Raw genomic sequence first — 26710 nt, 5'->3', positions numbered from 1 at the left:
AAGTTTTCTTAAATGAGCCAACTATTCTACCTAAAGGAATGCTCTTCTACTAATGACGAAATATCAAAGTTTTTACTTTATGATGATTCAGATTTTATTTCGTTGCATACTTTCCACCAAACCCAGGGTCGCGGACAGTACGGAAATACATGGGCAGCAACTGTAGGAAAAAATTTAGCGTATACATTAGCGGTAAAAACTCAAAACATTTTGGTTTCAGATTTTATGTTCAATTATTATACCGCAATTATCATACGGGACTTCCTTGCCAATTTGACTGAAAACGGAGTAAAAATAAAATGGCCAAACGATATTATCCTTAAAAATAAAAAAATCGTTGGAATTTTAATCGAAAAGAAAAAAATTAATCAAAATAATTATTTCATCATTGGAGCCGGCTTCAACATTTTACAGGAAAAATTTGATGAAATATCTAATGCAGGATCTCTTTTAACACAAACAGGAAAGCATTTTGATCTTAATGAGCTTGTTTTAAATCTGCATGACTTTCTGGTTGAAAAGCTTCAAAACATCCCTTCCGAACAGGAAATTATGGATTCTTTTAATGCTCATTTATTCAGAAAAGACGAAATTTCTGTTTTTGAACTCGACAAAAAGAGACAAAATGGCATCATAAGACGTGCCGACGAAAAAGGAGAACTGTGGATTGAGCTGGAAGAGGGTTTACGATCTTTTTATCATAAAGAAATAAAACTTCTTTACTGATTGGCTCTTTTCAAATACAAATAGGCTGCAAGAGGAAAGAAGACCATATTGGGGAACCACATTGCCAAAGCCGGTGACATACTTTTATTTTCAGAAACGACTTTTAAAGCTTCAAAGGAGAAAACAAAAACAAAGGCTAAAGAAATCCCTACAGCAAGGTTAATCCCTAATCCTCCCCTCTTTTTCTGGGAAGATAATGAAAGCGCCAAAAACGTAAGAATGATAATAGAGACGGGCATTGAAGTTCTTTGATACAGCTCATTTAAATGGGTATTTAAATTACTGTTTCCTTTTGCTTTTTCTCTATCGATAAACTTCATCAGTTCAGGAGTGGTTTTATTCTGCCCCAAAAGTTCATTCGGAAAAAGCTCTTCCGGATTATGTCCATAGCTTTTTCTGAGTTCCACTCCATTACCAAGCTTTTCTGTGTTATCGCTATTTACATTTTTTTCAAGATAATTATTCAGGACAAACTGCTTTTTATCTTTGTCCCAATACACATCTGAGGCTTTTAGCTCATAAATCATTTTTCTGTCCTTATCGAACTTCTGAAAAATGAATCCTGAACCTCTCTGCTCTCTTTTATTCCAGGAATTAACAAAAATGTATTCTGTTCGGCTTATTTGAGCCGAAGCAGGAGCTGTTCCCAGTAATTTTTCTTTATTTCTGGCATTGTAAGTGTATGCTTCGAGCTCGTTTTTCTTAATATTTGCCCAAGGCAATACGAAATGATTCACCACAAGGGAAATCCCGGCAATAAAAACAGAAGTCAGCAAATAAGGTTTCGCAAAACGATGAAAGCTTGCTCCACTACTAATCACCGCAACAATTTCCGTATTGTTCGCCATTCTTGAGGTAAAATAAATCACAGAGATAAACACCAGAATAGACAAAAAGGTCATTACCAGATTGACAATCCAAAACGGATAGAAATGGACCAAAAAGTAGGTAAGATTTAATTTAGGATCAAGTTCTGTTGCACTCTGTATTCTCGGAATCTTCTGCTGAACATCGATCACTAATACAACTACAGACAACAATATCAGCATGAAACTGAATGTCCCAAGATATTTTTTGATGATATATTTATCTATAATTGTAACCATGCCTCCTTTATAATCTTTGTCTAAGAACAGGAACTACAGAATTTTTCCATTGATAAAAATCTCCTGCCATAATATGTTCTCTTGCTACTTTTACCAAATCTAAATAAAATGCCAAGTTATGAATTGAAGCGATTTGTTTCGCTAAATATTCTTTAGAAACAAATAAATGTCTCACATATGCCTTTGAATATTCTCTGTCTACGAAACTTGTTCCAAACTCGTCTAAAGGAGAAAAATCTTTTTTCCACTTTTCGTTTTTCATATTCATCACTCCTTTCCAGGTGAAAAGCATTGCATTTCTGGCATTTCTGGTAGGCATTACACAATCCATCATATCAATTCCCAACCCAATAGACTCCAAAATATTCCATGGAGTTCCTACTCCCATCAGATATCTTGGTTTTTCTTTTGGCAGAATATCAGTAACCTCATCGGTAATTCTATACATTTCTTCTTCAGGTTCTCCTACAGAAAGTCCTCCGATTGCATTCCCTTCTGCTCCGGCTTCTGCAATTACTTCTGCCGAAATCTTTCTTAAATCTGAAAAAGTAGAACCTTGTACAATTGGGAAAAGTCTTTGCTTGTGACCATATAATTCAGGATTATTTTCAGTCCATTCAATACATCTTTTTAACCAACGGTGAGTAAGTTCCATTGATGTCTTTGCTTGGTTATATTCACAAGGATATGCTACACATTCGTCAAAAGCCATGAAAATATCAGCTCCGATCTGTCGTTGGATTTCCATTGATTTTTCCGGAGAAAACATATGATAACTTCCGTCGATATGAGATTTGAATCTTGCACCCTCCTCTGACATTTTTCTGCTGCTCGCCAATGAAAACACCTGAAAACCTCCAGAATCTGTCAAAATAGGAAGATCCCAATTCATAAATTTATGTAAACCTCCTGCTGCTTCCATCGTCTCCATTCCCGGGCGAAGGTAAAGGTGATAGGTGTTACCCAGAATAATCTGAGCTTTTATGTCTTCTTTTAATTCTCTTTGATGAACGGTCTTTACACTTGCTACAGTTCCTACAGGCATAAAAATAGGCGTCTGAATCTTACCGTGATCTGTGGTAATTTCACCCGCTCTCGCCTTCCCTTCAGAGGTTTTTTCTATATTAAAAAACTTTTGCATCTTTAATTATCTTGATAAAGTCGGAATATTTTGAGGAATTCCGTTTTTCTTCAATTTATCTTGTATGTATTTGTCTGCTTTCGGATCTTTTTCTAATAAAATTCCCTGAGCATCTTCAGCAATTCCCTGCATCTTTTGTTTCACCACATAATACTTGAAACTTTCGACAAAATCTTCTGATTTCACGTTATGAGATTTAAGAACATATCTTGTCCCTGCTTCCAGATTTGTGTTCGGATACACATAAGTTGCCTGATCATTAATCGCCAGATCCGCAAGAATCTCTGCCATCTGATCTTTTGGGATAAGATTTTTAGGCTTGTCGATGTAGTCTCCACAAGAAAACATACTTAACAAAGTAAAAATGAAGATCAGTTTTCTCATAATCTGTTGATGATTGATTTCCATTTTAAGTTTAAAACGCCAAAAACAGCTTCGTGAATAATTCCACCATTCATTTTGCTCTCTCCTAAAATTCTGTTGGTGAAAATAATAGGAACTTCTACAATTTTAAAGCCTTTCTTAAATGTTCTGAATTTCATTTCTATCTGAAATCCGTAACCTTTTAATTTTACATTATCCAGTCCTATTTCTTCCAGCACTTTTCTTGAAAAACAAACAAAACCAGCGGTTGTATCATGAATAGGAAGCCCCAATACGAATCTTACGTATTTTGATGCAAAATACGAAAGCAGCACCCTTCCCATCGGCCAGTTCACCACATTTACTCCTTTTGAATATCGGGAACCGATTGCCATGTCTGCATTTAAACAAGCTTCATAAAGTTTTGGTAAATCATTCGGATTGTGAGAAAAATCGGCATCCATTTCGAAAATATAATCATATTTATTCTCGATTGCCCATTTAAACCCGTGAATGTATGCTTTTCCTAACCCATCTTTCACTTTTCTGATTGATAAGTGCAGATAGTGCGGAAATTTCTTCTGCAACTCTTTTACAATTTCAGCCGTTCCATCGGGAGATGAATCATCCACAACTAAAATATGAAAGTCATCTTCCAATGCAAAAACTGCGGAAATAATATTTTCAATATTTTCCTTTTCGTTATAAGTTGGAATTATGACCAGTTTTTTCATTTCAGTTTGCAAAGATAGTTTATTTAACCTTTTTATTTTATACAAAATAATCTATAATTTTGCAAAAAATATTCCATTGCCATTATCACAAAATTTCATAAACCATGTGAGAATACCTGAGAACAACGATTGGGTAATCTTTATATTGCTGGGCTGCATCTTTTTGTTCATTTTTATGATGAATATCATAGAAAGAGATGCCAATTTGAAAGACTTTCTGCTTCAAAAATATTTTGATGCAAGTAATAATTTGCCCAGCTGGATCATTACTTCATGTGTAACCGCACTTACATTATCCGTTTTAGCATCTCAATACATTCCTACTGTTCCAAAATTTGTAGCAGATTTGCGGATCTTGGGGTATCAACTCAATAAATTTGGATTTACACTGACTGCCATCATATTTTTTTATGCTGTAAAATCTATTTTAGGCTTTTTATTTTATCAAAGTATCGGAGATGGAAAAAAGTGGTCAATTTTTTATTTTACCACCACAAAATTTTACTTTGTGGTTTCATTTTTACTGATAATTCTCTGCATTACCCACTATTATTTCCCAATAGACAGAAATAAAATATTTTTATACTATTTATACTTCTTTTGTTTTGTCTTTATTTTCAAGATTTTTTTCTATTTATTTCACAGAAACAACATCTTGCCGGAAAAATGGTATTATAAATTTTTGTATATTTGCACCCTCCAAATCGCACCAATATTATTGCTTTGGAAGTTATTATTTTTATAAAACAATCAATGATGAGAATAAAGTCTATATTGGTTTCACAACCTGCGCCTAGTGAATCTTCACCATACTTGGATATAGCAAAGAAGGAAAAAATAAAGATAGATTTCCGTCCTTTCATCCACGTTGAGGGAGTTGACAACAAAGAACTTAGAACACAAAAAATAGATCTAACGCAATACACCGGTATTATATTCACCAGTAAAAATGCAATAGACCACTATTTCAGACTTGCTGAGGAACTTCGTTTTTCGGTACCTGATACGATGCGATACATCTGTCAGTCTGAAGCGATTGCCAACTATCTTCAAAAACATATTGTATATAGAAAAAGAAAAATCAGTTTTGGGGAGAAAAATTTCTCAGATCTGGCTCCTCTTTTCAAAAAATTCCCGACAGAAAAATATTTGTTGCCATCTTCAGATGTTTTGAGTCCGGATATTATAAAAACATTAGATACAGCCAATATAGACTGGACAAGAGCGATCATGTACAGAACGGTTTGCAGTGATCTTGCAGATATCAATATTAAAGATTACGAAATGTTGATTTTCTTTAGTCCACAAGGAATCAAATCTCTACAGCAAAATTTCCCTGATTTCAACCAGGATGAAACAAAAATTGGGGTATTCGGAAACACAACATTAGCTGCAGCAGAAGAGGCTGGATTAAGAGTAGATTTAATGGCTCCCACAAAAGAAACTCCATCCATGACGATGGCATTGGAAAAATACATTAAAACACTTCACAAATAGTTTTTACTATCAAAAATAAAACAGCCGTCTTTTCAATAAAGGAAAGATGGCTTTTTTTTAATTACATTTGAACAAGAATTAACATTGAATGGAAGCTCCACAGGCAAAAAAAATAGAAAAAACACTCGAAATACACGGAGATAAAAGGGTTGACAATTATTTCTGGCTTAATGAAAGAGAAAACCCCGAAGTCACAAAATATCTGGAAGAAGAAAATGCTTACGCCGACTTCATGATGAAAGATACAGAGCAGCTTCAGGAAAATCTTTTTGAAGAGATGAAAGCCCGTTACAAAAAAGATGACGAATCTCTTCCCTATTTTTTTAATGAATACTGGTATATTGTTCGTTATGAAGAAGGAAAAGAATATCCCATTTTTTGCAGAAAATATAATCGTTTAGACAACGAAGAAGAAATCATTCTTGATGTTAATATTTTAGCAGAAGGAGAAAATTATTTCGAAGTAGGAAGCGTTGCCGTTTCTCCTAATAATAAACTTGCCTCTTTTTCTACCGATAATGTAAGCCGCAGAATTTATTCGATTAATTTCAAAGATTTAAAAACTGGAGAAATTCTTCCTGATAAAATCCTGAATACAACTGGAAAAGCCGTTTGGGCAAATGATAACGAACACGTTTTTTATACCAGAAAAGATGACAGTTTACGTGCGTTTCAGGTATACAGACACAAATTAGGAACTGACACTTCAGAAGATGTTTTAATTTTCCATGAAAAGGATGATACTTTTGATGTGAATGTTTTTAAAACAAAATCTTTGGAATATATTTTCATCGCAAGTTCCAGCACCATTTCGGACGAGCACAGATTTATTCCTTCAGACAATGTTTTTGCAGACTGGACAATCATTCAGCCAAGAATTGATGATCTGGAATATTCTGTTGAACATTATGAGGATGAATTCTACATTATTACCAATGCAGACGATGCTTTCAATTTTAAAATTGTAAAAACAAAAATTGATAACTGCGGAATGGAAAACTGGATAGATGTAATCCCGCATCGACCGGAAGTTCTAATGGAAGGTTTTGAAATTTTTAAACATTATTTGGTTCTTGAAGAAAGAGAGGAAGGCTTATTACAAATAAAAATTATCGACGAAAAAACTCAGGAATCTCACTATTTACCTTTCTCGGATCCTACTTACACCGCTTATATTGGAGTCAATCTTGAATTTGATACAGAAGTTTTGCGCTACGGTTACACTTCTCTGACTCAACCAAGCTCGACTTACGAATATAACATGAAAGAAAAAACCACCAAACTCCTGAAACAACAGGAAGTTTTGGGCGGAAAATTCCTTCCTGAAAATTATATTTCTGAAAGAATCTGGGCAGACTCAAGAGATGGAGAAGCAAAAGTTCCGATTTCTTTGGTGTATCATAAAGACACGAAAAAATCTGCGGACACACCTCTACTTTTGTACGGTTACGGAAGTTACGGACACACTGTTGATGCCAGTTTTTCTAATGTCAGATTATCGATTTTAGACCGAGGATTCATTTATGCAATTGCACACATCAGAGGTGGAGAATATTTAGGAAGAGAATGGTATGAAGACGGAAAAATGCTTTTCAAAAAAAATACGTTCTTCGATTTTATTGATGCAGGAAAATTTTTAATTAAAGAAAATTACACCTCATCAAAACATCTCTATGCAATGGGTGGAAGCGCAGGAGGATTGTTAGTGGGAGCTGTTGTGAACTATGAGCCCAATTTATTCCACGGAATTGTAGCACAAGTTCCTTTTGTAGATGTAGTTTCGACAATGTTGGATGAAACAATTCCTTTGACCACCGGAGAATATGACGAATGGGGAAATCCGAATGATGAAGAATATTATCATTACATGAAATCTTACTCTCCATATGACAATGTAGAGGTGAAAGATTATCCAAACATGTTAATAACAACCGGATTGCACGATTCTCAGGTTCAATATTGGGAACCTGCTAAATGGACTGCTAAATTGAGGGAATTGAAAACGGATAATAATCTTTTAGTTTTTAAAACCGATATGAGTGCAGGACATGGTGGTGCAAGCGGAAGATTTGAATCATTAAAAGAAGATGCATTGGAATATGCGTTTTTATTAAAATTAGAAGACAAAAAAGATGATTAACGAAGCAGAATACTGGCAAAAAATAGAACAATTTTTCATTGAAAATTTTGATACTGAAAAAAACGCTCCGATTGAAACCTACTTGTTTTTAATCGGGCTTCAGGAATTGGGAAGCGGCCAGCAAAAATATACGAAAGATGACAAGGTAAATCTAATTCATATTGCGGTTTGCAGATTATTGGAACCTTTTGGTTATTATAAATTTTCACATTATGACGATGACGGATATCCGCATTTTGAAGAACTTGAACAACTTCCGGAATTAAAACCGAATGAACAGCAAATTCTGATGAAAAAAGCAATCATTCAGTATTTTCAGGATGAAGAATTGATATAAAGCAAAAGCTTGGAACTATTTCCAAGCTTTTTTATTTTAAACTTATTTAAGATCAGCCGAGAATCTCTTCTAATTGATTAAGACCTGTTTTAAAACCTTCTTCAAAACCCATCTCCAACAGTTGTTTTAAAGCGTCTTGTGATGGAAGATGAATATTGATCGTAACTTTCGTTCCCTCCTCTACTCCGGTAAAACCAAGCAGCCATTTTGCCTGCGGAAAATCCTCATTAATTTTTCCGTTTTCATCACAGAAAGCATCTATCCCATCAAAACTTCTATGCTCAGTAATTTCGCCATATTGTAATAAAGAATAATGCCTTTCACCTTGCGGACCCACCATTGAATACAACCATGTTCCGCCTTCTTTAAAATCTTGCTTTTTTGTTTCGCACTTCCAGGGTTTTGGAGCCCACCATTGATCCAGCAATTCGGATTTGGTAAAATAATCCCACACTTTTGATGCTTCTGCATTGTAAATTTTCATTACATAAACAGAGTTTGAATCAAAATCTTCGTTAAAAGTGATCGTAGATTTCATAATAATATTTTGGTTTAAACAAAGCTAGTTTTTTCTTCTTTCATGAAGACGGTTTTTATAAAAAATGATTAAATACTTATAAATAAATGTTAAAAAACATTCTTTTAAGAAAAATAATACAATTTTTTGGCTCGTATTTTGTTTATCAAATCTTAAAATGAGTAATTTTAACATTCATAAGTATAAAAAACTATTAAAATTAAATAATGAATAACAAATTCATCCCAATAATTTCAGTGTTTATGACGATTTCCTTAATCGTTTTTGTCACACTCCAATTTTATTGGCTGAAAGGTTATTATGGTGCCCTGGAACAAGAATTCACCAACAAAGTGTATTCTGCCTTGGAAAACACCTCAAAAACTATTGGAGAAATTGAAGTTGAGAAATATTTGAATGATGATTTTAAAAACTTTAGAAAAAATATTTTAGCCAACAGCGAACAACCTTCTTTAACGACAATACAGCAAGTAGAAGATTCCGGAACACAAAGACAGATCATCTACTCTAAAAATATTATCGAGAAAACCCAGCTTCCTATTTCCCCAAAAGGCGATTCGCTTAAGCTTACCACTTTATATACGGATGAAGCAGCATACAAGATAAAAAGAGACACCACCAATCGAGAACCGCTTACGGCAGACATCAATCAGGATATTGAGACGGGTGATTATTCCATGAAGGAATATGCAAAAGTATACGGAAACAATCTTCCGATTACCAAAAGAGTAGATCAGAAAATTCTTGATTCTGTTCTTACCAAAGAGCTTAAAATAAGAGGCATCACCGCTGATTTCGGATATGGAATTACAGATAAAAACAATAAGCTGACCAGTGTTGCCAACAAAACATATAAGGAGAAAAAAGACAACAATGCCTATAATTACCCTCTTTTTACGGATAAAAAAGATCGTACGATATATGGCTTAACTTTAGTTTTTCCTAAAAAAGAGTATTCTTTGGCGATGAACAACTGGCCGATGTTGTTGGGGACTTTCCTTTCGTTATTGACGATCTTGGGAATTTATATTATTTCCATCAACTACATGATGAGGCAGAAAAAGCTGGCTGAAGTAAAAACAGACTTCATCAATAATATGTCTCACGAGTTTAAGACTCCGTTAGCAACAATTTCTGTAGCGACAGATTCTTTAGCAAATGATAAAATTGCCACCAATCCGGATAAGGTAAAATATTATTCAACTCTTATCAAACAGGAAAATTTGAGGATGAAAAAGCAGGTTGAAAATGTATTAAACATGTCGAAACTTGAACGTAATGAGGTAAAATTATTTTTAAATGAAACCAATGTAAGAGAGCTCATTAAAAAGACAACAGAATCTTTTAATCTTATTGTTCAACAAAGAAATGGGACGCTTACACAAGAATTTAATGCAACGAAATACAACTTCAAAATAGATGAATTCCATATTTCCAATATGCTTGTCAATTTACTGGATAACGCCAATAAATACTCTCCCGAAGCTCCGGAAATACATATAAAAACCAGAAATGAAGGTCATTTTTATGTAATCGAAGTCTCCGATAAAGGAATGGGAATGGAAACTCAAAATAAAACCAAAATTTTCGAAAAATTCTTCAGAGAAGAAACCGGAAATATTCACAACGTAAAAGGACAGGGATTAGGATTGTCTTATGTAAAAAAAATAGTGGAACTTCATAAAGGGCAAATTATTGTGGATTCTCACAAAGGAAAAGGAAGTCTTTTCACCATAAAACTTCCGATGAGCTAATTAGAAACAAGTAAATCAAAAACAAAATATAGAAAAGCAGAATGACACCGTTCATTCTTAATTTTAACTTTAATTATTAGAAACAATGAGCAACAGAATATTATTAGTAGAAGATGACCAAAGCTTTGGAGCTGTATTGAAAGATTATTTAACGATCAACAACTTTGAAGTAACTTTGGCTACAGATGGGGAACAAGGCTTAAAAGAATTTACAGAAAACGAATTCGACATCTGTATCTTCGATGTGATGATGCCTAAGAAAGACGGTTTTTCATTGGCTGAAGATGTAAAGAAAATCGATAAAAATACTCCGATTATTTTCTTGACAGCAAGAAATATGAGAGAAGACATTTTAAAAGGATATCAATTGGGAGCTGATGATTACATCACAAAACCATTTGATACGGAGTTACTGTTATACAAAATCAAAGCAATTCTTCAGAGAAGTTCTACCTTGGAAAATGAAGAACAGGAGCAGTTTAAAATTAGCAATATTTTCTTCGATTCTATGCTGAGACAACTAAGGGTTGGAGATAACGAATACAAACTTTCACCAAAAGAAAATGAACTGCTGAAACTTCTTTGCCTACATAGAAACGATTTCATGCCAAGAGATCTTGCTCTAAGAAAAATCTGGAAGAAAGAAAATTACTTCACAGCAAGAAGCATGGACGTCTATATTGCAAAACTTCGTAAACTTTTAAAAGACGACGAAGGATTGGAAATCATCAACGTACACGGAGAAGGTTTCAGACTTTTGGTTAAAAACTAAGACGATTTAACAAAGCGATATTATTTAAATTAGCAAAGCATTTCAAAATGTTTTGCTAATTTTGTTTTAAACGATTGAATTGAATATGAGAACTTTATTTTTAGGATTTGCAGCAGCCGGACTTTTAACCATCTCTTGTAAAAAAGATGAAAGACCCACTTACATCAAAGATGAAAATGGCAGCCAGCCGGTTTCTACTGTAAATAACACTCCCAAAGCTTCTCTAATGGCTCAATCAGGAATTCAGAGTGCTCAGCCTACCCAAATGGCCACTGTTCCGGGAATGAATCCTCCTCACGGACAGCCGGGACATCGTTGTGATATTCCTGTCGGACAACCTTTAAACTCTGCTCCAACACAAAATCCACAACCTGGAACCCAAAATATTGCTGTAAATGCAAATCAAGGACAAACTATTCAAATTGACCCTAGTTCTTTAAAACAGTCCAATAGTACTAGCAAAACAATAAAAACTGCTCCTGGTATGAATCCTCCTCACGGAGAACCCGGCCACAGATGTGATATTCCTGTCGGACAGCCGCTGAATAGCAAACCTGCTCCTGCCCCTGCTCTGCAACCTGTACAACAAAATGTTGCTCAGAATACACCTGCACCGACTGGTCCAAAACCGGAACTCAACCCTGCTCATGGAGAGCCCTGGCATGATTGCGGTAAAAAAGTAGGAGATCCTCTTTAATTTTTTTCGTAAATTTGCGCTGTGAAATGGGGTCAGATCATAGTAATTATTTTCTGTTTAGGGATTTTTCTAATTCCTAAAGATAATTTCTACGCTCAAAATATGCAGGAAACATGCTGCAAATCTGAGCAAGGAATGGATTGCTGCAAAACCGATCACCAACAACATTCTAAGGACAACCACAACAAAAAAGAGCAAAAATCTTCCTGTAATGACGATTGCTGCTCGACCTGTGTAGCTTGCTATACCTTTATAGAAACTCCTTTTTCAAGAAGCCTTCAACTGGAGATTTCGTATTACAAATCAAACAAAAATTTACAATTTCAATATTCAGATCCGTATATTTCAGATCGTTTGAAAGAGATTTGGCAACCGCCTAAGATAGGTTAATTCAATCGACAGAAGTTCATTAAAATCTTTAGTGAACCGTTTTTTAATTAATCTAAATTTTAAACAAAATGAAATTATATATTTCCAGGATTATTCTTGGCGTATTTTTACTATCTACACAATTTATCTTCGCTCAGCATCTTTCTAAAAACCAGTTCAAAGTAAAAGGGAACTGCGATATGTGTAAAGAAAGAATCGAGAACACCGCTAAAAAAGCAGGGGCAAAAACAGCCACCTACTCTATTGATCTGCAGACATTAACTTTAGAAACGGATTCTGCTACTTCAACGGATGACATCTTAAAAAAAGTCGCCGAAGCAGGGCACGACAATGAAAAATTTAAAGCGAACGATACCACATACGAAGCGCTTCCCGGATGTTGTCATTACGACAGAGATTTACAATCAAAATCGGTTGAGAATCACGAACATCATTCAAAAAAAGAGAATCAATTTTACGTGAAAGGAAATTGTGAATCCTGCAAAACCAGAATTGAAAAAGCAGCCAGAGACGCAGGAGCAGATTCTGCGGAATGGAATGCAGAACAACAGATGGTTACTCTAAATTTTGATCCGAAAAAGACTTCTTCAGATACAATTTTAAAGAAAATCGCAGATGTTGGGCATGATAACGAAAAATATCAATCCAACGATAATACCTACAAAAATTTACCTGCATGTTGTCTGTACGACAGAGAAATTCCTTTTGGAGAAGCCAACCCAAAGGTTCATGCAGAAGAAGGTACAACTCCTGAACACGCCAATCACAACGACCAAAATACAACCAATGAACATCATAATGACCAAGAAAAAAGTATTGAAGGCGTTACCGTAACAGGTTCAAAAGCAGCAACCTCTTTAAGCAAAAAAGAAGCAGGACTAGTTTTTAATATTGATAAAAAAGAATTATTAAAAGCGGCTTGTTGTAATTTATCCGAAAGTTTTGAAACCAATGCCACTGTTGATGTGTCTTTCAGCAATGCAGTAACGGGAACCAAACAATTGAAAATGCTAGGCTTAGATCAAAAATACACGAGCTTAACGAAAGAATTATTACCCGAAATCAGAGGACTGGCTTCAGCTTACGGATTAAATTTCATTCCCGGAAGATGGATTGAAAGCATTCAGTTGACGAAAGGAGGAAGCACAGTAACAAACGGCTATGAAAGCATTACAGGACAAATCAATACAGAATTGTTGAAAAATGCAGAAAAACCTGAAACTTCATTGAATTTATTTTCAGATTTTAACGGAAGAGCCGAAGCGAATATCACAAGTGTTTCGCCTATTAATGAGAAATGGTCACAAACGTTTTTACTTCACGGAAACGGAACTTTCGGAGATACAGACATGAATGACGATGGCTTTCTGGACAGACCGAAAGGAACTCAGTTAAATGCAGCTTATTTATTGAATTATAACGATTTGGAGAAATCAGGCTTAGGTTCGCATTTTGGAATTAATTTCATTAAAGACGAAAGAACTTCCGGACAAATCGGGTTTGATAAAAAAATTCCACAGGATAAGCAATCACTTTACGGTGTTGGAATTGATATTTCAAGATTTCAGGTTTGGAATAAAACAGGATATGTTTTTAAAGGAAAACCTTACCAAAGTTTGGGCTGGATGAACCAGTATACATACCATCAACAGGACAGTTTCTTTGGATTGAGAAATTATTCAGGGAAACAGCAGACGTATTATTCCAACTTGATTTTTGAAAGCATATTGGGAAATACGAACCACAAATACAAAGCCGGAGCGAGCTTTATGTACGATGGTTATGAAGAAACATATTTAACTAACAATTTCAAAAGAAACGAAATCGTTCCCGGAGCTTTTGCCGAATATACATTGACAGGTTTAAAGTATACTTTGGTAGCCGGAGCAAGAGTGGATTTCCACAATCTGGCAGGAACTCAGTTCACACCGAGAATGAATTTCAAATATGACATTACTCCACAAACTATTTTGAGATTATCTGCGGGAAGAGGTTTCAGAACAGCGAATGTATTTGCGGAAAGTCAGCAATATTTTGCTTCAAACAGAAATATTCAGATTTTACAAAACGGTGGAAATATTTATGGCTTAAAACCTGAAATTGCCTGGAATTACGGAGCAAGTTTACAACAGGAATTTAAGCTTTTTGGAAAAAAATCTACAATTGTGGCAGACTTTTTCAGAACTGATTTCCAGGATCAGGTAATGGTAGATTTAGACCGCTCACCTCAGCAATTGACGTTTTATAATTTAGACGGAAAATCTTTCGCCAATTCTTTTCAAACGCAATGGGATTTTACGCCTTTCAAGAATTTTGAAGTAAGATTAGCTTATAAATATTATGATGTTCAGGCAGATTATTTAGACGGAAGACGTGAAGTTCCGTTTATGGCAAAACACAGAGGTTTCGTGAATCTGGCTTATTCAACCAATAAAAATAACAACGGCGGGTTCTGGAGTTTTGATACCACACTGAATTTGGTGGGGAAACAAAGACTTCCGAACACTTCATCAAACCCTGAAGAGTTTCAATTGCCAACCTATTCCGAGTCTTATGCTATTTTAAATGCTCAGATTTCAAGGAATTTCAATAAAAAGATCAGAGCCTATTTGGGTGGAGAAAACCTGACTTCTTATTATCAAAAAAATGCGATCGTTGATTTTAAAAATCCTTTCGGAAATTATTTTGACGGCGGAATGGTCTATGCACCTATTATGAAAGCGAACTTTTATGTTGGATTAGATGTGACATTCTAATTAACTTCCCACAGATTACACAAATCGCACAGAAAATCTGTGTAATCCGTGAGATCCGTGGGAAAATATAAATAGCAAAGCATGGTTTCAATAATTTAACAATTAAGAAGCCATGCTTTTTTGTACCTTTATGTGAAAGTAAATCTATGTCACAGACACTTATCTTTGAAGATAATTACACGAAACTGGGTTTCGAAACTTTTTCTGAGAATACTCTGCAAACACTCAAAGATTCCAACTATACATCTGAAATTAAAGTATTCTACGTTCCTTCCGGTTATGAATTGACCGTAGATTTTAAACAATACACAACACAGAATCCTTCTTTATTTTTTTTGACCAATCAGCATTTGAAAGTTGAAAATGGTAAGGACGAGTCACATCTTTTATATTACAACCGGGATTTTTACTGTATTCAGATTCATGATAAGGAAGTAGCTTGTGACGGGCTTCTTTTCCATAATGTTTTTGAAATTCCTTTTGTAGAACTTGATGAGACTGAAGATTTGATCATTAAAAATTTATTTCAAAGCATCAAAGACGAATTGGAATGGAAAGATTCTTCTACCGAAGAAATGATCCGAACTTACGTTAAACAAATCATCATTCGTGCAACCAGAAAATGGAAAAAGCAAAACCTTGATAATGACGAAATAAAAATTCCCAGCAATGAATTGGATGTTTTCCGTGATTTCAGCAGGCATTTGGAAATTCATTTCAGAGAAAAACATAATGTAGCTGATTACGCCAATTTACTCCACATCGCTCCGAAAACATTAACACATAAATTCAAAAATTTAAACCTTGAATCACCGAATCAGTTTATCATCAACAGAATTTTACTGGAAGCCAAAAGACTCTTATTTTATACGGATAAACCCGTAAAAGAGATTGCCTATGATTTGGGGTATGAAGATCCGGCATATTTCAACCGTCTTTTCACTAATAAAATTGGAAGTACACCAACCAATTTCAAAAAAAATTACATTTCGGGAAAAAAGTACAATATTTAAGTCGATTTGTGTATTTATCTTGATCTATTTCCGCTATACCTTTGTAACATCAAAAATCAATAAATATTTAAACAACAAAAACAATTATTATGAGACGTAACGCAACTGCCGTTTGGAACGGTACCATCAAAGAAGGAAACGGACACATCACTACTCAAAGCACCACATTAAATCAAACTCAGTATTCTTTCAACAGCCGTTTTGCGGATGGAGTCGGAACCAACCCGGAAGAATTATTAGCAGCAGCTCACGCAGGATGCTTCACCATGAAGCTGAGCGCAGAACTTTCTCAGGCAGGTTATACTCCTGAAGAATTGACTACGAAATCTGTGATCACTTTAGACCCGAACATCGGAAAAATTACAAAGTCTGAATTGACGTTAACTGCAAAAGTTCCAGGAATTTCAGAAGAAGAATTCCAGAAATATGCAAAAATCGCTGAAGAAGGATGCCCTGTAAGTGCTGCTTTCAACTTTGAAATTACTTTGGAAGCAACTTTGGCTTAATTAAAACATACTTTCTGTCATTCCGTAGGAATCTAGACTAAATAACTAGAGATATGATTATAAAAATCTTTGCTTAGATTCCTCCGGAATGACAAACTCAATGAATAAGATAATGATAGAACTATCATCAATAAGAACGGGCTAAAGCCCGTTTTTTAATTAACCAAATCAAACAGGCCTTAGCCAAACTTAAAAAAATCAAAGATTCATCTTAACTAATCTAAACTTCTTAAATAAAATCTTAATGGTTTAATTCAATAGATGTAACAGATAATAACAAGTTAAAAAACAAAATATACCAATCGGTATATTTTTGTATATTTGTATCATAATTCAATGAAATGTCAAAAGCGGAAAAGACAAAACAATTCATTATTGAGAAAACAGCATCTTTGTTTAACACCAAAGGCTATACTTCCACATCCCTTTCCGACATTGCAGAAGCAACGGGTTTAACCAAAGGAAGCATCTATGGAAATTTCGAAAATAAAGATGAAGTTGCCCTTGAAGTTTACAAATACAATGCAAGTTTATTAAAGAAAAACATGTCCCGTTCCTTCGGAGAAGAATTTCCGACTACGATGGAAAAACTGCATGCTTTTGTCGCTTTCTACAGAAAAAACTGGCAGGCTGTATTTTTAAACGGAGGTTGTCCTTTGATGAATGCAGCCACAGAAGCTGATGATACTTTTCCGAATTTAAAAAAACAGGTTACCCAATCTTTTGGAGAATGGATTTCTAAAATTTCACAAGTTATTGCTCAAGGTCAGAAAAATGGAGAATTGAATGAAAAAGTGGATGCAGAAGAATACGCTTCATTGTTTATTATGTTGATTGAAGGAGGGATTTTATTATCAAAAACTACCGGAAATGAGAAGTTTCTAAACCAGGCTTTAGATAAGATTCTCAATATTATTGACAAAGAATTAAACAAACTTCCATCATAAATTTTACCATATGGAAACAAAAAAAGTGGCAATTGTCGGATACAACAGAATTCCGTTTGCCAGAATCAATACAGCGTATACAGACAAAGGAAATCAGGACTTGCTGGTTCCTGCTTTGAATGGTTTGATTGACCGTTACAATCTGAAAGGAAAACTTCTTGGCGAAGTTGCAGGAGGTGCAGTGATTAAGCATATTTCTGAGAGCAATCTCATCAGAGAATCCGTAATGGAAACTTCTCTTGATCCAGCTACTCCTGCCTGCGATCTTCAACAAGCTTGCGACACAGGTATTGAAGCAGCTATTTACATCGGAAATAAAATTGCTTTAGGACAAATTGAAAGCGGAATTGCATGTGGTGTTGAAGCGATGAGCAACATTCCTTTTGAGTCTTCTCCGAGATTGAGAAAAGCTTTATTAAAAGCCAATAAAGAAAAATCTGCCTTTGGAAAAATCAAACAATTATTAAGTCCAAAACTGAAAGACTGGATGCCGATTCCTTACAAAGGTCAGGAACCGAAAACCGGCTTGGTAATGGGCGGTCATACGGAAATTACAGCAAAATATTACCAAATTTCCCGTGAAGAACAGGATGAACTGGCTTTTAAAAGTCATCAAAATATGGCAAAAGCTTATGATGAAGGGTTTTTTAAGGATATGATTACGCCTGCTTTTGGTTTAAATACAGATAACAATCTTCGTAGAGATACCAGTTTAGAAAAATTAGCTTCATTAAAACCAGCTTTTGACAAACAAAACGGAACATTGACAGCCGGAAACTCAACCCCTTTTACTGATGGCGCTTCTGCGGTTTTACTGGCAAGTGAGGAATGGGCAAAAGCAAATAATTTACCGATTTTAGCCTATATCACCTTCTCGGAAGTTGCCGGAATTGAGTATGTTGAAAACCAACAAAACCTCCTTCTCGCTCCTGTTTTTGCAGCTGACAGAATGCTGAAAAAAGCGGGAATGAGCCTGGAAGATTTTGATTATTATGAAATTCATGAAGCCTTCGCAGCACAAGTTTTAGCAACTTTAAAAATCTGGGAAAATGATGATTTGGCTAAGAAATTCGGACTGGAAAAAGCATTAGGAAAAATCGACAGAAATAAATTAAACGTAAAAGGAGGAAGTCTAGCAGTAGCCCATCCATTTGCAGCAACAGGAGGAAGAATCATCGGAACGTTGGCGAAACTTTTAGATGAAAAAGGAAGCGGAAAAGGTTTTATTTCTATTTGTGCCGCTCGCGGACAAGGGGTAACGATGATTTTAGAAAAATAAAAATTGGAAAGTATGGATAGAGTAGCACAATTAAAACAATTCATTGGAAAAGAATTCACAGCGTCACCATCACCGTTTATGAAATGGCTGAATCCGATTGTTCTTTCTGTAGAAGAAGGACAATTAGAGTTTCAATACACTGTAAGACCTGAATGGCTGAATCCGATGGGAAATCTTCATGGAGGAGTTACCGCAGCAATTTTTGATGACGTGATTGGTGCCACAATGTTTTCTTTAAATGAAAAATCCTTTATCGTAACGATAAATAACAGTATCGATTATTTTTCAACTGCAAAAGAAAATGATAATATTGTAGCTGAAACAAAAATTATAAAAAGAGGTAAGCAATTTGTAAATGCAGAATGTGAAATATGGAACGCAGACAAATCAAGATTGATTGCAAGAGGAACCTCTAATTTATTCAAAATTAATAACTAATATGAAAAGAGTTGTCATTACAGGTCTTGGCGCAGTGACGCCATTGGGAAATAATGTCGAAGAATTTTGGCAAAACAGCATCAATGGAGTAAGCGGGGCAAATAAGATCACCCACTTCGATACAGAAAAATTTAAAGTACATTTTGCGTGTGAAGTTAAAAATTTTGACCCTAAGGTTCATTTAACCCATAACGAAATCAAAAGAACTGATCTTTTTTCACAATATGCCATGTATTCAACAGCAGAGGCTTTGAAAGATTCAGGATTGGAACTGGAAAATATGGATCCGTTCGATACAGGAGTCATCTGGGGAACAGGACAAGGAGGAATGTGGACTTTCGAAAGTGAAGTGATGAATTTTGCAGCAGGTGACGGAACGCCGAGATTCAATCCGTTTTTTGTGCCTAAGTTTATCGCAAACATGGCTTCAGGAATGATTTCTATGAAATTTGGGCTTCAGGGAATCAATTATACTACAATTTCGGCTTGTGCTACAGGAAATACAGCACTGATGGATGCTTTCAACTATATTCGTCTCGGAAAGGCTAAAGTGATCGTAAGTGGTGGTTCTGAAGCGGCTATTTCACCGGCTTCGGTTGGTGGTTTCTCGATTATGAAAGCCATGTCTACCAGAAATGATGATTTTGCAACAGCAAGCCGTCCTTACGATGCAGACAGAGACGGTTTTGTAATGGGAGAAGGAGCAGGAGCTTTAATTTTGGAAGAGTATGAACACGCTAAAGCAAGAGGCGCAAAAATCTATGCTGAATTAGTAGGAGCAGCAATGACAGCAGATGCCTATCACATGACGGCACCTCATCCGGATGGAGTCGGCGCTATAAAAGCAATGCAACTGGCTCTGAAAGAAGCCGGAATCAACACAGAAGATATTGACTATATCAATCCTCATGCAACCTCTACTCCGATGGGAGATTTGGTGGAATTGAATGGTATTAATAAGTTATTTAAAGGAAGTAAAAACCTTGACATCAGTGCTACAAAATCGATGACAGGTCACTTGTTAGGAGCAGCAGGAGCAGCAGAAGCTATTCTTTCGATTAAAGCGATTGAAAATGGCATTATTCCACCAACCATAAATCTTCATACCATTGATGAGAATATTCCGAAAGACATTAATATTGTTTTTGGAGAAGCTAAGGAAAAGGAGATCAACTATGCCTTGAGTAATGCTTTTGGATTTGGAGGACATAATGCGACTTTGATTTTTAAGAAGCTTTCTTAATTTTAAAAGTAAATACGCATCTTTCAAATCTAATAGGAGAGAAAATTTAATTATTAAAAGGCTGTATCCAAGTTATAAAATGTCGGAAGACTTTTACTGAAAATAAGTATAATCTCTGTGTTTTTTAAAGCACAGAGATTTTTTTGTATTAAGTTTTTCGTAAGTTCGCATACACACCACAATATATTTTTATGAAGAAACTTCACTATGTTCTATTAATTTTTATTTCAAATTTCATTTATTCTCAAAACAATTTTGAGATTAATCTTACTTCGGATTCCTATATTAATGACAGTCTTATTTTGGGAGCTCCCATGACGAGAAAAGGGTTTGGAGATCTGTACACATTCAATCTCCAACCCAATAAAAACATTTCAAAATTTGGTTCGGATCATTCACTGTATTTTATAAAAGTTCAAAAGGAAAATCTTATCAACGGATTTATAGAATATCCTCAACCCGTAGCTTTTGTTTATTTGGATAAAAAAAATAAATCTGCTTCCGGTACAAAAATATTTTTTCTGGAAAAAGGAAAGTATAAAATTGATCTGCCGCAAAATATTAATTTTTTAGATTTTAATATAGATACACCAACCAATAGAGAATATAAAATTTTGCAGAAAGCATTGGAAAAATTTTATGTAAAATCAAACAATCCCTATCAACAAGACAGTCTGGTAAGTCTGGATAAAAAGGAGGAATTTCTTACACAATATATCAAGCAAAATCCAAATTCGTATGTTGCGCTATGGGAAATTGTAAGTGATTATACAATGTACAATTACCATCCTGGTTATTTGAAAAATCTGAACTTATTTTCAGCAAAATTCAAACAAAACAAATTGTATAAAAACGTTGAATCTCATTTAAAGGCTGAGCAATCTACTTCTATCGGACAAAAGATCCCCGATATTTATTTTGATAAACAAAATAAACTAACTTCTGAAGATTTTAAGAAACACAAATTAACATTTATCGATTATTGGTCTACAACCTGCGCTCCATGCATAAAAGGAATGCCCAAAATCGTAAATTTATACCATGAGTTTAAAGATAAAAATGTAAACTTCATCACCATTACAGATGAGCAAAAACCGTCCAGAATGGAGATTGCTAAAAATATTTTAACTAAAAATAATGCAACCTGGACCAATTTCTTTGATGTAAACAAAGACTTCCAAAAGAAAGTAAATGCAACCTCCTACCCTCTTCATTTTATCATTGACGAAAACGGAAAAATAATTGCCCGAATCAGCAATGATATAGAAGAAGCCAGAAATATCATTGAAAAATACGTACAATAAATTTCTCAAAATAAAAAAGCAGTCAAAATATGACTGCTTTTGTTTTATGCTTTTAACCATTCCGATTTGGAAAGGTAGTTCTGATCGGGATAATAAATAAAGAGAAGATTTCTCCCTTTTATTGTATTAATGATCGGCTGTGTCAGATCTCTCGGAATTGCAGGACACCCCCAACTTCTTCCGATTCTTTTGTGCATTGCTGCAAATTCTTCACTTACATAATCTGCTCCGTGCATTACGATGGCTCTTTTATAAGCTGCATCGTTGAAACCTTTGTCCATTCCAAGTAATCTCAAAGAATATCCGTTGTCTCCTCTATACGTTGCATCTGTAATGTAAAAACCCATGCTGCTTTGAAGAGAACTCTCGGTATTTGAAAAATTGGTCGCAAATTCTTCCCCTGTATTTTTCCCGTGAGCTACCAGAGAATTGAACAAAACTTTCCTTTCCTCAGTATCAATTACCCAAAGTCTTTTTGTATTTGAAGACATAGAAAAATCGCATATCGTAAGAAGATGCGAGTCCTGATTAAGCAAACCAGCTTTCTTCAAATTCTCAAAACCAGTTAAAGCTTTGAAGAAAACTTCTTCGTTAAGTTCATGCCCTTGCTCAAATGCAATAGATCTGTATAATTCTTCTGATGAAGATCCTGTATTCGTTATCTTCTCAGATTTCGTTTCTGCTACTTTTTCAATTTTTTTTGTACTGATTTCATTCGTTACCATTGCCTTTTTTGGAGACAAATAGAATGAAGTCGTAACCATGTAAACAATACTTAATACGCTATAAAATCCTTTCATTCAATATTATGTTAAATCCAATTGAGTGGGGCAAATGTATAAAACATAATGAGTTGAAACACAATAACTCCACAAAATTTAACTCAATTTAAGAAACTTTAACTTCCTGATTTTGTGACTTAAAGCAGATTTATTTTTCAGAATCAGGAACAAATTCAAGGCTGATCGAATTCATGCAATAGCGTAATCCTGTAGGTTTCGGACCATCATCAAACACGTGTCCCAAATGAGAATCGCATCTTTTACAAAGCACTTCTACCCTTTCCATTCCGTAAGCCGTATCTCTTTTATAATACACTCCTTCTTTGTCTGCTTCAAAGAAACTTGGCCAACCGCAACTGCTCGAAAATTTTGTAGTCGAGCGGAACAAATGATTTCCACAAACGGCACAATAATACTCTCCCAATTCATCAAAATCATTGTATTTTCCGGTGAAAGCTCTTTCAGTCGCTGCTTCTCTTGAAATCGCATATAAATCCGGAGCTAAGATTTTTTTCCATTCCTCATTCGAAATATCAAGTTTTGTTAGGTCTGTTCTGGAATAGTATGGATTGTTTTTTGCTGGGTTTTCCATAGAAGTATTTTAAATATTTTTTGATTATTTAAATGAAACCATAAAAGTCACAAAAGCTTTTATTAAAACTTATAGGGTTAAATCTTTTCTGGTTAGAATAAATCATAAGTTCACAACCAAATTTACTAAATTTGAGAATATGAATGATGAAGCGAAAAGAAAACAGTTAAGAAAATACAAAGCATTCGCCACCGGATTATTCCTTCTGATGGCAGCTGTTTTTATCATCACGACAATCTTACAAAAATCCAGCGATTCTCATTGGATTGGCTACGTTCGTGCTTTTTCCGAAGCCGCAATGGTAGGTGCTTTAGCAGATTGGTTCGCCGTTACCGCGTTATTCCGTCATCCGCTTGGATTGCCCATTCCGCATACCAATCTGATTGAAACCAGTAAACAAAGATTAGGTGATAATCTGGGAAGTTTTGTGGTAAATAATTTTCTCTCTCCTCAGAATATTCGTCCTTATATTCAAAAATTAAAGATTTCAGGTTTTGTGGGAGAATGGCTGGGAAAAGAAAAAAATAAGGAGGCACTCATTAAAAATCTTTCGGATATTATTTTAGATATCTTAAATAAATTGGATGATGCTTTTGTAAGCCAGTTCATCAGCAAAAAAATTTCTGAAATGACTGATGGCATCAAGCTCAACAAAATTGTAGGTAACGGAATTGGCTATATTCTGGAGAAAAATGATCATCAGAGAATCATTACCAATCTCTCTTCACAGATTAAAAATTATATTATTGAGAATGATGAAATGATTCAGGAACGGGTAAAAAAAGGAAGTTATTCATTTATTCCGGCTTTTGTGGATAATAAAATTGCTGATAAAATCGCAAGTGGACTATCAGATTTTTTTAAAGAAATTGAAGAAGACCCTAACCATGAAATCAGAACTTTAATTACGGAAAAAATTCACGAATTTTCTATTCATTTAAAAGAAGATCCTAAATGGGAGGATGAATTTGCAACCATTACCAATGATCTTTTAAAGGGTGAAAAACTCGATGAATACTCAACCGATATCTGGATTTCCATTAAAAATACATTGAAAAAAGAATTACAGGAAGATCAGTCATCATTAAAAAATTACCTGTCGAAAAACCTGAATGAATTTTCACAAAATTTAAAAACCGACGAAAATATTCAGCATAAAATTGATCATTGGATTCGTGTAACAGCATATAAATATATCCTGAAAAACACGCATCAATTCGGAAACCTCATCAGCTCAACCGTCGGAAACTGGCAGGGAAAAGAATTAAGCGAAAAACTGGAGCTGGAAGTCGGGAAAGATCTTCAATTCATCCGGGTCAACGGAACTTTGGTGGGCGGATTGGTCGGACTGATTATTTATACGATTTTACATTTTTTTATTTAAACAAAAAAGCAAAACCTCATCGATTTTGCTTTTTATTCTTATTTTCTATTTTTTATCTTGAAATTCTACCGGCTCTTTTCAAAATTTCCTGGTTGATATTGTTAATCAATTCCGGACCTTCATAAATAAACCCTGTATACAACTGAACCAAAGTTGCTCCTGCATCCAGTTTCTCCATTGCGTCTTTTGCAGAGTGAATTCCGCCCACTCCGATGATTGGGAAAGCTCGGTTACTTTTATCTGCAAGGTATTTAATCATTTTAGTACTTCTCTCACGAATCGGTTTTCCACTTAATCCTCCATTTCCGATTTGTGCTAAAACGTCAGGAGATGTTTTCAGCCCTTCTCTATTCACTGATGTATTTGAAACTACAATTCCGTCAATTTTGGTTTCAGCAATCAGTTCAATAATCTCATCTAACTGGTTATTATTCAAATCCGGAGCAATTTTCAATAAAATTGGCTTCTGTACAGATTTTGACTGATTGATTTTCTTCACTTCTGTAATCAGCTCTCGAAGATATTCTACATCCTCCAATTTTGCATGACTACCTACATTCGGGCAGCTTACATTCAGTACAAAATAATCTACATAAGGATGAAGACCTTCAAAACAGTCCAAGTAATCCTGAGTATAATTTTCCGGTGCTGTATCTGTATTTTTTCCGATGTTTCCACCGATGATGATTTTTCCTTTGTTATCTTTCAGCTTTTCTATCGCAGCTTGCAGTCCATCATTATTGAACCCCATTCTGTTGATGATTCCACCGTCTTCAATTAATCTGAATAATCTTTTCTTAGGATTTCCAGCCTGCGCTCTTGGTGTAACCGTTCCGATTTCTACAAATCCGAAACCTAAATCACCCAACTCGTTAAACAAAACTGCATTTTTATCGAAGCCGGCAGCCAATCCTACAGGATTTTTAAATTTTAATCCGAAAACCTCTCTTTCCAGACGTTTGTCTTCAATTGGTTTTGGGAAAAATAGTTTAGTAAGAAATCCAAAATTCTTTAGCATTGAAAAAGTAAAATGATGCACTTCTTCAGGATCAAATTTGAAAAGAATCGGGCGAATGAGCGATTTGTACATTGAAAAAAAGTTTTACAAAAATACTCATTTTAAAATTAATGATCGATTGACATATGATATTTTATAGAAAAATGTATGATAAACAGTATCTATGTCTTTTAACGCAAAGATTTTATTTCTCCGATGCCTTATTTGAGGTGCAAAGTATTAATCAACAAGTTGATTTGATGAAGCTATATTTTCAACGCTTCGCGAAACAAATTTATTTGTCTTTGCCTTTCTAAAAATAATGTGATATAGAATAAAACTTTGCGTTTATATTAAAAAATACGATCAAAGTTTGTCATTTCGTAGGAATCCAAACTTAAATATTTCAGATGATTTTCTACTCCTATGCTTAGATCCTTTCAGGATGACAAATTCTATGATAATAAAAAGTATAAACAATTAAGAATACAGACTCAAATCAAAGTTCAAAAGATCTCCTACTCTTTTAAACTCATCATCTATTGTGGCATTTACAGTAATTCTTTCATTAGAAATAGGATGATTAAAAATCAATTGATGGGCATGAAGCGTCATTTTGTTGATCCCAAATGTTTGAAGCCACAATTTGTTTTGTTTATTGCAGCCATGTTTTCGGCAGCCTAAAATAGGATGCAAAATATGTTTAAAATGCTTTCTCAGCTGATGAAATCTTCCGGTTTCAGGAATCGCTTCTACCAGACAATATCTTGAAGTCTGATGTTTTAAAAAGGGTAAATCTATTTCCGAAGTCTGCAGACGGTGATAATAAGTGACCGCATTTTGTTTGACTTCATTTTCATTCACCAAATCATAATCAATGGTTTCTTCTTCCTTTGCCCAACCACGAAGAATGGCGATATATTTCTTTTCGACTTCTCGTGATGCAAACTGCTCACTCATAATTTTCAAGGTTTCTTTATCTAAAGTAAACAACAAAACGCCTGAAGTTTTTCTATCAAGACGATGCACCGGATACACTTTTTGCCCAATTTGTTTTCTCAACTCCTGAATAGCATACGTATCGGCTTCTCCGGCATAAAAAGACTTGTGAACCAATAATCCGCTGGGTTTGTTGATGGCAATAATATGTTCGTCGCGATAAAGAATTTCTAACATGATGCAAAAGTAGAAATTTTCAACCGATCTAGCCCTGATTGCAGCGGCATCCTTTTGCGGAACGAAGTGAGCAAAAGATATAGTGGAAAGCAGGTACC

Annotated in this window: 27 protein-coding genes; 18 read left to right on the top strand and 9 right to left on the bottom strand. The window is 34.8% G+C overall.

The features are described 5' to 3' along the window. Nucleotides 1–12: 12 nt before the first annotated feature. Nucleotides 13–726 (top strand): biotin--[acetyl-CoA-carboxylase] ligase, encoded by a 714-nt coding sequence (locus LV842_RS06155; protein ID WP_233110576.1) that lies wholly within the window; start codon nucleotides 13–15, stop codon nucleotides 724–726. Here the strand turns inward: LV842_RS06155 and LV842_RS06150 are convergent. The 4 genes from LV842_RS06150 to LV842_RS06135 are packed head-to-tail and all read right to left on the bottom strand — an operon-like array spanning nucleotide 720 to nucleotide 4070. After that, nucleotides 720–1832 carry an LptF/LptG family permease gene (locus tag LV842_RS06150; RefSeq protein WP_233110575.1) on the bottom strand — a complete coding sequence of 371 codons (1113 nt, stop codon included), beginning with the start codon at nucleotides 1830–1832 and terminating at the stop codon, nucleotides 720–722. The two genes, LV842_RS06155 and LV842_RS06150, sit on opposite strands and share 7 nt — an antisense overlap. Nucleotides 1833–1839: 7 nt before the next feature. Further along, nucleotides 1840–2973 (bottom strand): tRNA guanosine(34) transglycosylase Tgt, encoded by a 1134-nt coding sequence (gene tgt, locus LV842_RS06145; protein WP_233110574.1) that lies wholly within the window; start codon nucleotides 2971–2973, stop codon nucleotides 1840–1842. 6 nt (nucleotides 2974–2979) lie between these two features. Beyond that, nucleotides 2980–3381, bottom strand: coding sequence for a DUF4296 domain-containing protein (locus LV842_RS06140; protein ID WP_233110573.1), 402 nt, complete (start codon nucleotides 3379–3381; stop codon nucleotides 2980–2982). Beyond that, on the bottom strand, nucleotides 3354–4070 hold the full coding sequence (locus LV842_RS06135; protein WP_233110572.1) for a polyprenol monophosphomannose synthase: 717 nt from the start codon (nucleotides 4068–4070) through the stop codon (nucleotides 3354–3356). Before LV842_RS06135 ends, LV842_RS06140 begins: the two co-directional genes overlap by 28 nt. On the opposite strand from LV842_RS06135, the gene LV842_RS06130 reads away from it, so the two are divergent. The 4 genes from LV842_RS06130 (at nucleotide 4054) to LV842_RS06115 (ending at nucleotide 8044) form a co-directional block, all read left to right on the top strand. Then, complete coding sequence (locus LV842_RS06130) at nucleotides 4054–4815, top strand: DUF4271 domain-containing protein (RefSeq protein ID WP_262909388.1); 762 nt, start codon at nucleotides 4054–4056, stop codon at nucleotides 4813–4815. The two genes, LV842_RS06135 and LV842_RS06130, sit on opposite strands and share 17 nt — an antisense overlap. A gap of 11 nt (nucleotides 4816–4826) precedes the next feature. Continuing rightward, entirely contained in the window at nucleotides 4827–5567 is a 741-nt protein-coding gene (locus LV842_RS06125; RefSeq protein WP_233110652.1) for a uroporphyrinogen-III synthase, read from the top strand. 88 nt (nucleotides 5568–5655) lie between these two features. Beyond that, nucleotides 5656–7707 carry a S9 family peptidase gene (locus LV842_RS06120; RefSeq protein ID WP_233110571.1) on the top strand — a complete coding sequence of 684 codons (2052 nt, stop codon included), beginning with the start codon at nucleotides 5656–5658 and terminating at the stop codon, nucleotides 7705–7707. Further along, nucleotides 7700–8044 (top strand): hypothetical protein, encoded by a 345-nt coding sequence (locus LV842_RS06115; protein WP_233110570.1) that lies wholly within the window; start codon nucleotides 7700–7702, stop codon nucleotides 8042–8044. The genes LV842_RS06120 and LV842_RS06115 overlap by 8 nt, the downstream gene beginning before the upstream one ends. Before the next feature lie 52 nt (nucleotides 8045–8096). On the opposite strand, the gene LV842_RS06110 is transcribed toward LV842_RS06115, so the two are convergent. Then, nucleotides 8097–8582 (bottom strand): SRPBCC family protein, encoded by a 486-nt coding sequence (locus LV842_RS06110; protein WP_233110569.1) that lies wholly within the window; start codon nucleotides 8580–8582, stop codon nucleotides 8097–8099. A gap of 206 nt (nucleotides 8583–8788) precedes the next feature. Here LV842_RS06110 and LV842_RS06105 point away from each other — a divergent pair, with 206 nt between their 5' ends. The 12 genes from LV842_RS06105 (at nucleotide 8789) to LV842_RS06050 (ending at nucleotide 21681) form a co-directional block, all read left to right on the top strand. Further along, a complete protein-coding gene (locus LV842_RS06105; RefSeq protein WP_233110568.1) occupies nucleotides 8789–10336 on the top strand; it encodes a sensor histidine kinase in 1548 nt (515 codons plus the stop codon). An 85-nt stretch (nucleotides 10337–10421) separates the two neighbouring features. Further along, nucleotides 10422–11108 carry a response regulator transcription factor gene (locus tag LV842_RS06100; protein ID WP_039363658.1) on the top strand — a complete coding sequence of 229 codons (687 nt, stop codon included), beginning with the start codon at nucleotides 10422–10424 and terminating at the stop codon, nucleotides 11106–11108. Nucleotides 11109–11193: 85 nt separating this feature from the next. After that, nucleotides 11194–11805, top strand: coding sequence for a hypothetical protein (locus LV842_RS06095; RefSeq protein ID WP_233110567.1), 612 nt, complete (start codon nucleotides 11194–11196; stop codon nucleotides 11803–11805). 21 nt (nucleotides 11806–11826) lie between these two features. Continuing rightward, complete coding sequence (locus tag LV842_RS06090) at nucleotides 11827–12195, top strand: hypothetical protein (RefSeq protein WP_233110566.1); 369 nt, start codon at nucleotides 11827–11829, stop codon at nucleotides 12193–12195. A 68-nt stretch (nucleotides 12196–12263) separates the two neighbouring features. Next, nucleotides 12264–14951 carry a TonB-dependent receptor domain-containing protein gene (locus LV842_RS06085; RefSeq protein ID WP_233110565.1) on the top strand — a complete coding sequence of 896 codons (2688 nt, stop codon included), beginning with the start codon at nucleotides 12264–12266 and terminating at the stop codon, nucleotides 14949–14951. 146 nt (nucleotides 14952–15097) lie between these two features. Beyond that, nucleotides 15098–15964, top strand: coding sequence for a helix-turn-helix domain-containing protein (locus tag LV842_RS06080; protein WP_233110564.1), 867 nt, complete (start codon nucleotides 15098–15100; stop codon nucleotides 15962–15964). Nucleotides 15965–16053: 89 nt separating this feature from the next. Continuing rightward, entirely contained in the window at nucleotides 16054–16470 is a 417-nt protein-coding gene (locus tag LV842_RS06075) for an OsmC family protein (RefSeq protein ID WP_233110563.1), read from the top strand. A 341-nt stretch (nucleotides 16471–16811) separates the two neighbouring features. Continuing rightward, nucleotides 16812–17417: a TetR/AcrR family transcriptional regulator gene (locus LV842_RS06070; RefSeq protein ID WP_233110562.1), complete on the top strand. Its 606-nt coding sequence runs from the start codon at nucleotides 16812–16814 to the stop codon at nucleotides 17415–17417. A gap of 10 nt (nucleotides 17418–17427) precedes the next feature. Beyond that, a complete protein-coding gene (locus LV842_RS06065; protein ID WP_233110561.1) occupies nucleotides 17428–18696 on the top strand; it encodes an acetyl-CoA C-acetyltransferase in 1269 nt (422 codons plus the stop codon). Nucleotides 18697–18708: 12 nt separating this feature from the next. Beyond that, on the top strand, nucleotides 18709–19134 hold the full coding sequence (locus tag LV842_RS06060; RefSeq protein ID WP_233110560.1) for a PaaI family thioesterase: 426 nt from the start codon (nucleotides 18709–18711) through the stop codon (nucleotides 19132–19134). A gap of 1 nt (nucleotide 19135) precedes the next feature. Beyond that, nucleotides 19136–20377 (top strand): beta-ketoacyl-ACP synthase II, encoded by a 1242-nt coding sequence (gene fabF, locus LV842_RS06055; RefSeq protein ID WP_233110559.1) that lies wholly within the window; start codon nucleotides 19136–19138, stop codon nucleotides 20375–20377. 191 nt (nucleotides 20378–20568) lie between these two features. Further along, nucleotides 20569–21681, top strand: coding sequence for a TlpA family protein disulfide reductase (locus LV842_RS06050; protein WP_233110558.1), 1113 nt, complete (start codon nucleotides 20569–20571; stop codon nucleotides 21679–21681). A gap of 44 nt (nucleotides 21682–21725) precedes the next feature. Here the strand turns inward: LV842_RS06050 and LV842_RS06045 are convergent, their stop codons facing one another. Next, nucleotides 21726–22481, bottom strand: coding sequence for a murein L,D-transpeptidase catalytic domain family protein (locus LV842_RS06045; RefSeq protein ID WP_233110557.1), 756 nt, complete (start codon nucleotides 22479–22481; stop codon nucleotides 21726–21728). A 130-nt stretch (nucleotides 22482–22611) separates the two neighbouring features. Further along, nucleotides 22612–23055 carry a peptide-methionine (R)-S-oxide reductase MsrB gene (gene msrB / locus LV842_RS06040; protein WP_233110556.1) on the bottom strand — a complete coding sequence of 148 codons (444 nt, stop codon included), beginning with the start codon at nucleotides 23053–23055 and terminating at the stop codon, nucleotides 22612–22614. A 139-nt stretch (nucleotides 23056–23194) separates the two neighbouring features. On the opposite strand from msrB, the gene LV842_RS06035 reads away from it, so the two are divergent. Beyond that, entirely contained in the window at nucleotides 23195–24439 is a 1245-nt protein-coding gene (locus LV842_RS06035) for a DUF445 domain-containing protein (protein WP_233110555.1), read from the top strand. Between the two features lie 52 nt (nucleotides 24440–24491). Here LV842_RS06035 and LV842_RS06030 read toward each other — a convergent pair whose 3' ends face one another. Both LV842_RS06030 and LV842_RS06025 read right to left on the bottom strand, forming a co-directional pair. After that, a complete protein-coding gene (locus LV842_RS06030; RefSeq protein ID WP_233110554.1) occupies nucleotides 24492–25529 on the bottom strand; it encodes a quinone-dependent dihydroorotate dehydrogenase in 1038 nt (345 codons plus the stop codon). 387 nt (nucleotides 25530–25916) lie between these two features. After that, complete coding sequence (locus tag LV842_RS06025; protein ID WP_233110553.1) at nucleotides 25917–26612, bottom strand: pseudouridine synthase; 696 nt, start codon at nucleotides 26610–26612, stop codon at nucleotides 25917–25919. Nucleotides 26613–26710: the final 98 nt, after the last annotated feature.

The sequence above is a fragment of the Chryseobacterium gwangjuense genome, assembly GCF_021311115.1.
Classification (GTDB): domain Bacteria; phylum Bacteroidota; class Bacteroidia; order Flavobacteriales; family Weeksellaceae; genus Chryseobacterium; species Chryseobacterium gwangjuense.
The sequence above is the reverse complement of the archived record's forward strand: the minus strand, read 5'-3'. Positions and strand labels throughout refer to the sequence as shown.

Coding starts and splice junctions, on each gene's coding strand:
- LV842_RS06155 (WP_233110576.1), top strand. CDS start 13: ATGAGCCAACTATTCTACCTAAAGGAATGCTCTTCTACTAATGACGAA.
- LV842_RS06150 (WP_233110575.1), bottom strand. CDS start 1,832: ATGGTTACAATTATAGATAAATATATCATCAAAAAATATCTTGGGACA.
- tgt (WP_233110574.1), bottom strand. CDS start 2,973: ATGCAAAAGTTTTTTAATATAGAAAAAACCTCTGAAGGGAAGGCGAGA.
- LV842_RS06140 (WP_233110573.1), bottom strand. CDS start 3,381: ATGGAAATCAATCATCAACAGATTATGAGAAAACTGATCTTCATTTTT.
- LV842_RS06130 (WP_262909388.1), top strand. CDS start 4,054: ATGACCAGTTTTTTCATTTCAGTTTGCAAAGATAGTTTATTTAACCTT.
- LV842_RS06135 (WP_233110572.1), bottom strand. CDS start 4,070: ATGAAAAAACTGGTCATAATTCCAACTTATAACGAAAAGGAAAATATT.
- LV842_RS06125 (WP_233110652.1), top strand. CDS start 4,827: ATGAGAATAAAGTCTATATTGGTTTCACAACCTGCGCCTAGTGAATCT.
- LV842_RS06120 (WP_233110571.1), top strand. CDS start 5,656: ATGGAAGCTCCACAGGCAAAAAAAATAGAAAAAACACTCGAAATACAC.
- LV842_RS06115 (WP_233110570.1), top strand. CDS start 7,700: ATGATTAACGAAGCAGAATACTGGCAAAAAATAGAACAATTTTTCATT.
- LV842_RS06110 (WP_233110569.1), bottom strand. CDS start 8,582: ATGAAATCTACGATCACTTTTAACGAAGATTTTGATTCAAACTCTGTT.
- LV842_RS06105 (WP_233110568.1), top strand. CDS start 8,789: ATGAATAACAAATTCATCCCAATAATTTCAGTGTTTATGACGATTTCC.
- LV842_RS06100 (WP_039363658.1), top strand. CDS start 10,422: ATGAGCAACAGAATATTATTAGTAGAAGATGACCAAAGCTTTGGAGCT.
- LV842_RS06095 (WP_233110567.1), top strand. CDS start 11,194: ATGAGAACTTTATTTTTAGGATTTGCAGCAGCCGGACTTTTAACCATC.
- LV842_RS06085 (WP_233110565.1), top strand. CDS start 12,264: ATGAAATTATATATTTCCAGGATTATTCTTGGCGTATTTTTACTATCT.
- LV842_RS06080 (WP_233110564.1), top strand. CDS start 15,098: ATGTCACAGACACTTATCTTTGAAGATAATTACACGAAACTGGGTTTC.
- LV842_RS06075 (WP_233110563.1), top strand. CDS start 16,054: ATGAGACGTAACGCAACTGCCGTTTGGAACGGTACCATCAAAGAAGGA.
- LV842_RS06070 (WP_233110562.1), top strand. CDS start 16,812: ATGTCAAAAGCGGAAAAGACAAAACAATTCATTATTGAGAAAACAGCA.
- LV842_RS06065 (WP_233110561.1), top strand. CDS start 17,428: ATGGAAACAAAAAAAGTGGCAATTGTCGGATACAACAGAATTCCGTTT.
- LV842_RS06060 (WP_233110560.1), top strand. CDS start 18,709: ATGGATAGAGTAGCACAATTAAAACAATTCATTGGAAAAGAATTCACA.
- fabF (WP_233110559.1), top strand. CDS start 19,136: ATGAAAAGAGTTGTCATTACAGGTCTTGGCGCAGTGACGCCATTGGGA.
- LV842_RS06050 (WP_233110558.1), top strand. CDS start 20,569: ATGAAGAAACTTCACTATGTTCTATTAATTTTTATTTCAAATTTCATT.
- LV842_RS06045 (WP_233110557.1), bottom strand. CDS start 22,481: ATGAAAGGATTTTATAGCGTATTAAGTATTGTTTACATGGTTACGACT.
- msrB (WP_233110556.1), bottom strand. CDS start 23,055: ATGGAAAACCCAGCAAAAAACAATCCATACTATTCCAGAACAGACCTA.
- LV842_RS06035 (WP_233110555.1), top strand. CDS start 23,195: ATGAATGATGAAGCGAAAAGAAAACAGTTAAGAAAATACAAAGCATTC.
- LV842_RS06030 (WP_233110554.1), bottom strand. CDS start 25,529: ATGTACAAATCGCTCATTCGCCCGATTCTTTTCAAATTTGATCCTGAA.
- LV842_RS06025 (WP_233110553.1), bottom strand. CDS start 26,612: ATGTTAGAAATTCTTTATCGCGACGAACATATTATTGCCATCAACAAA.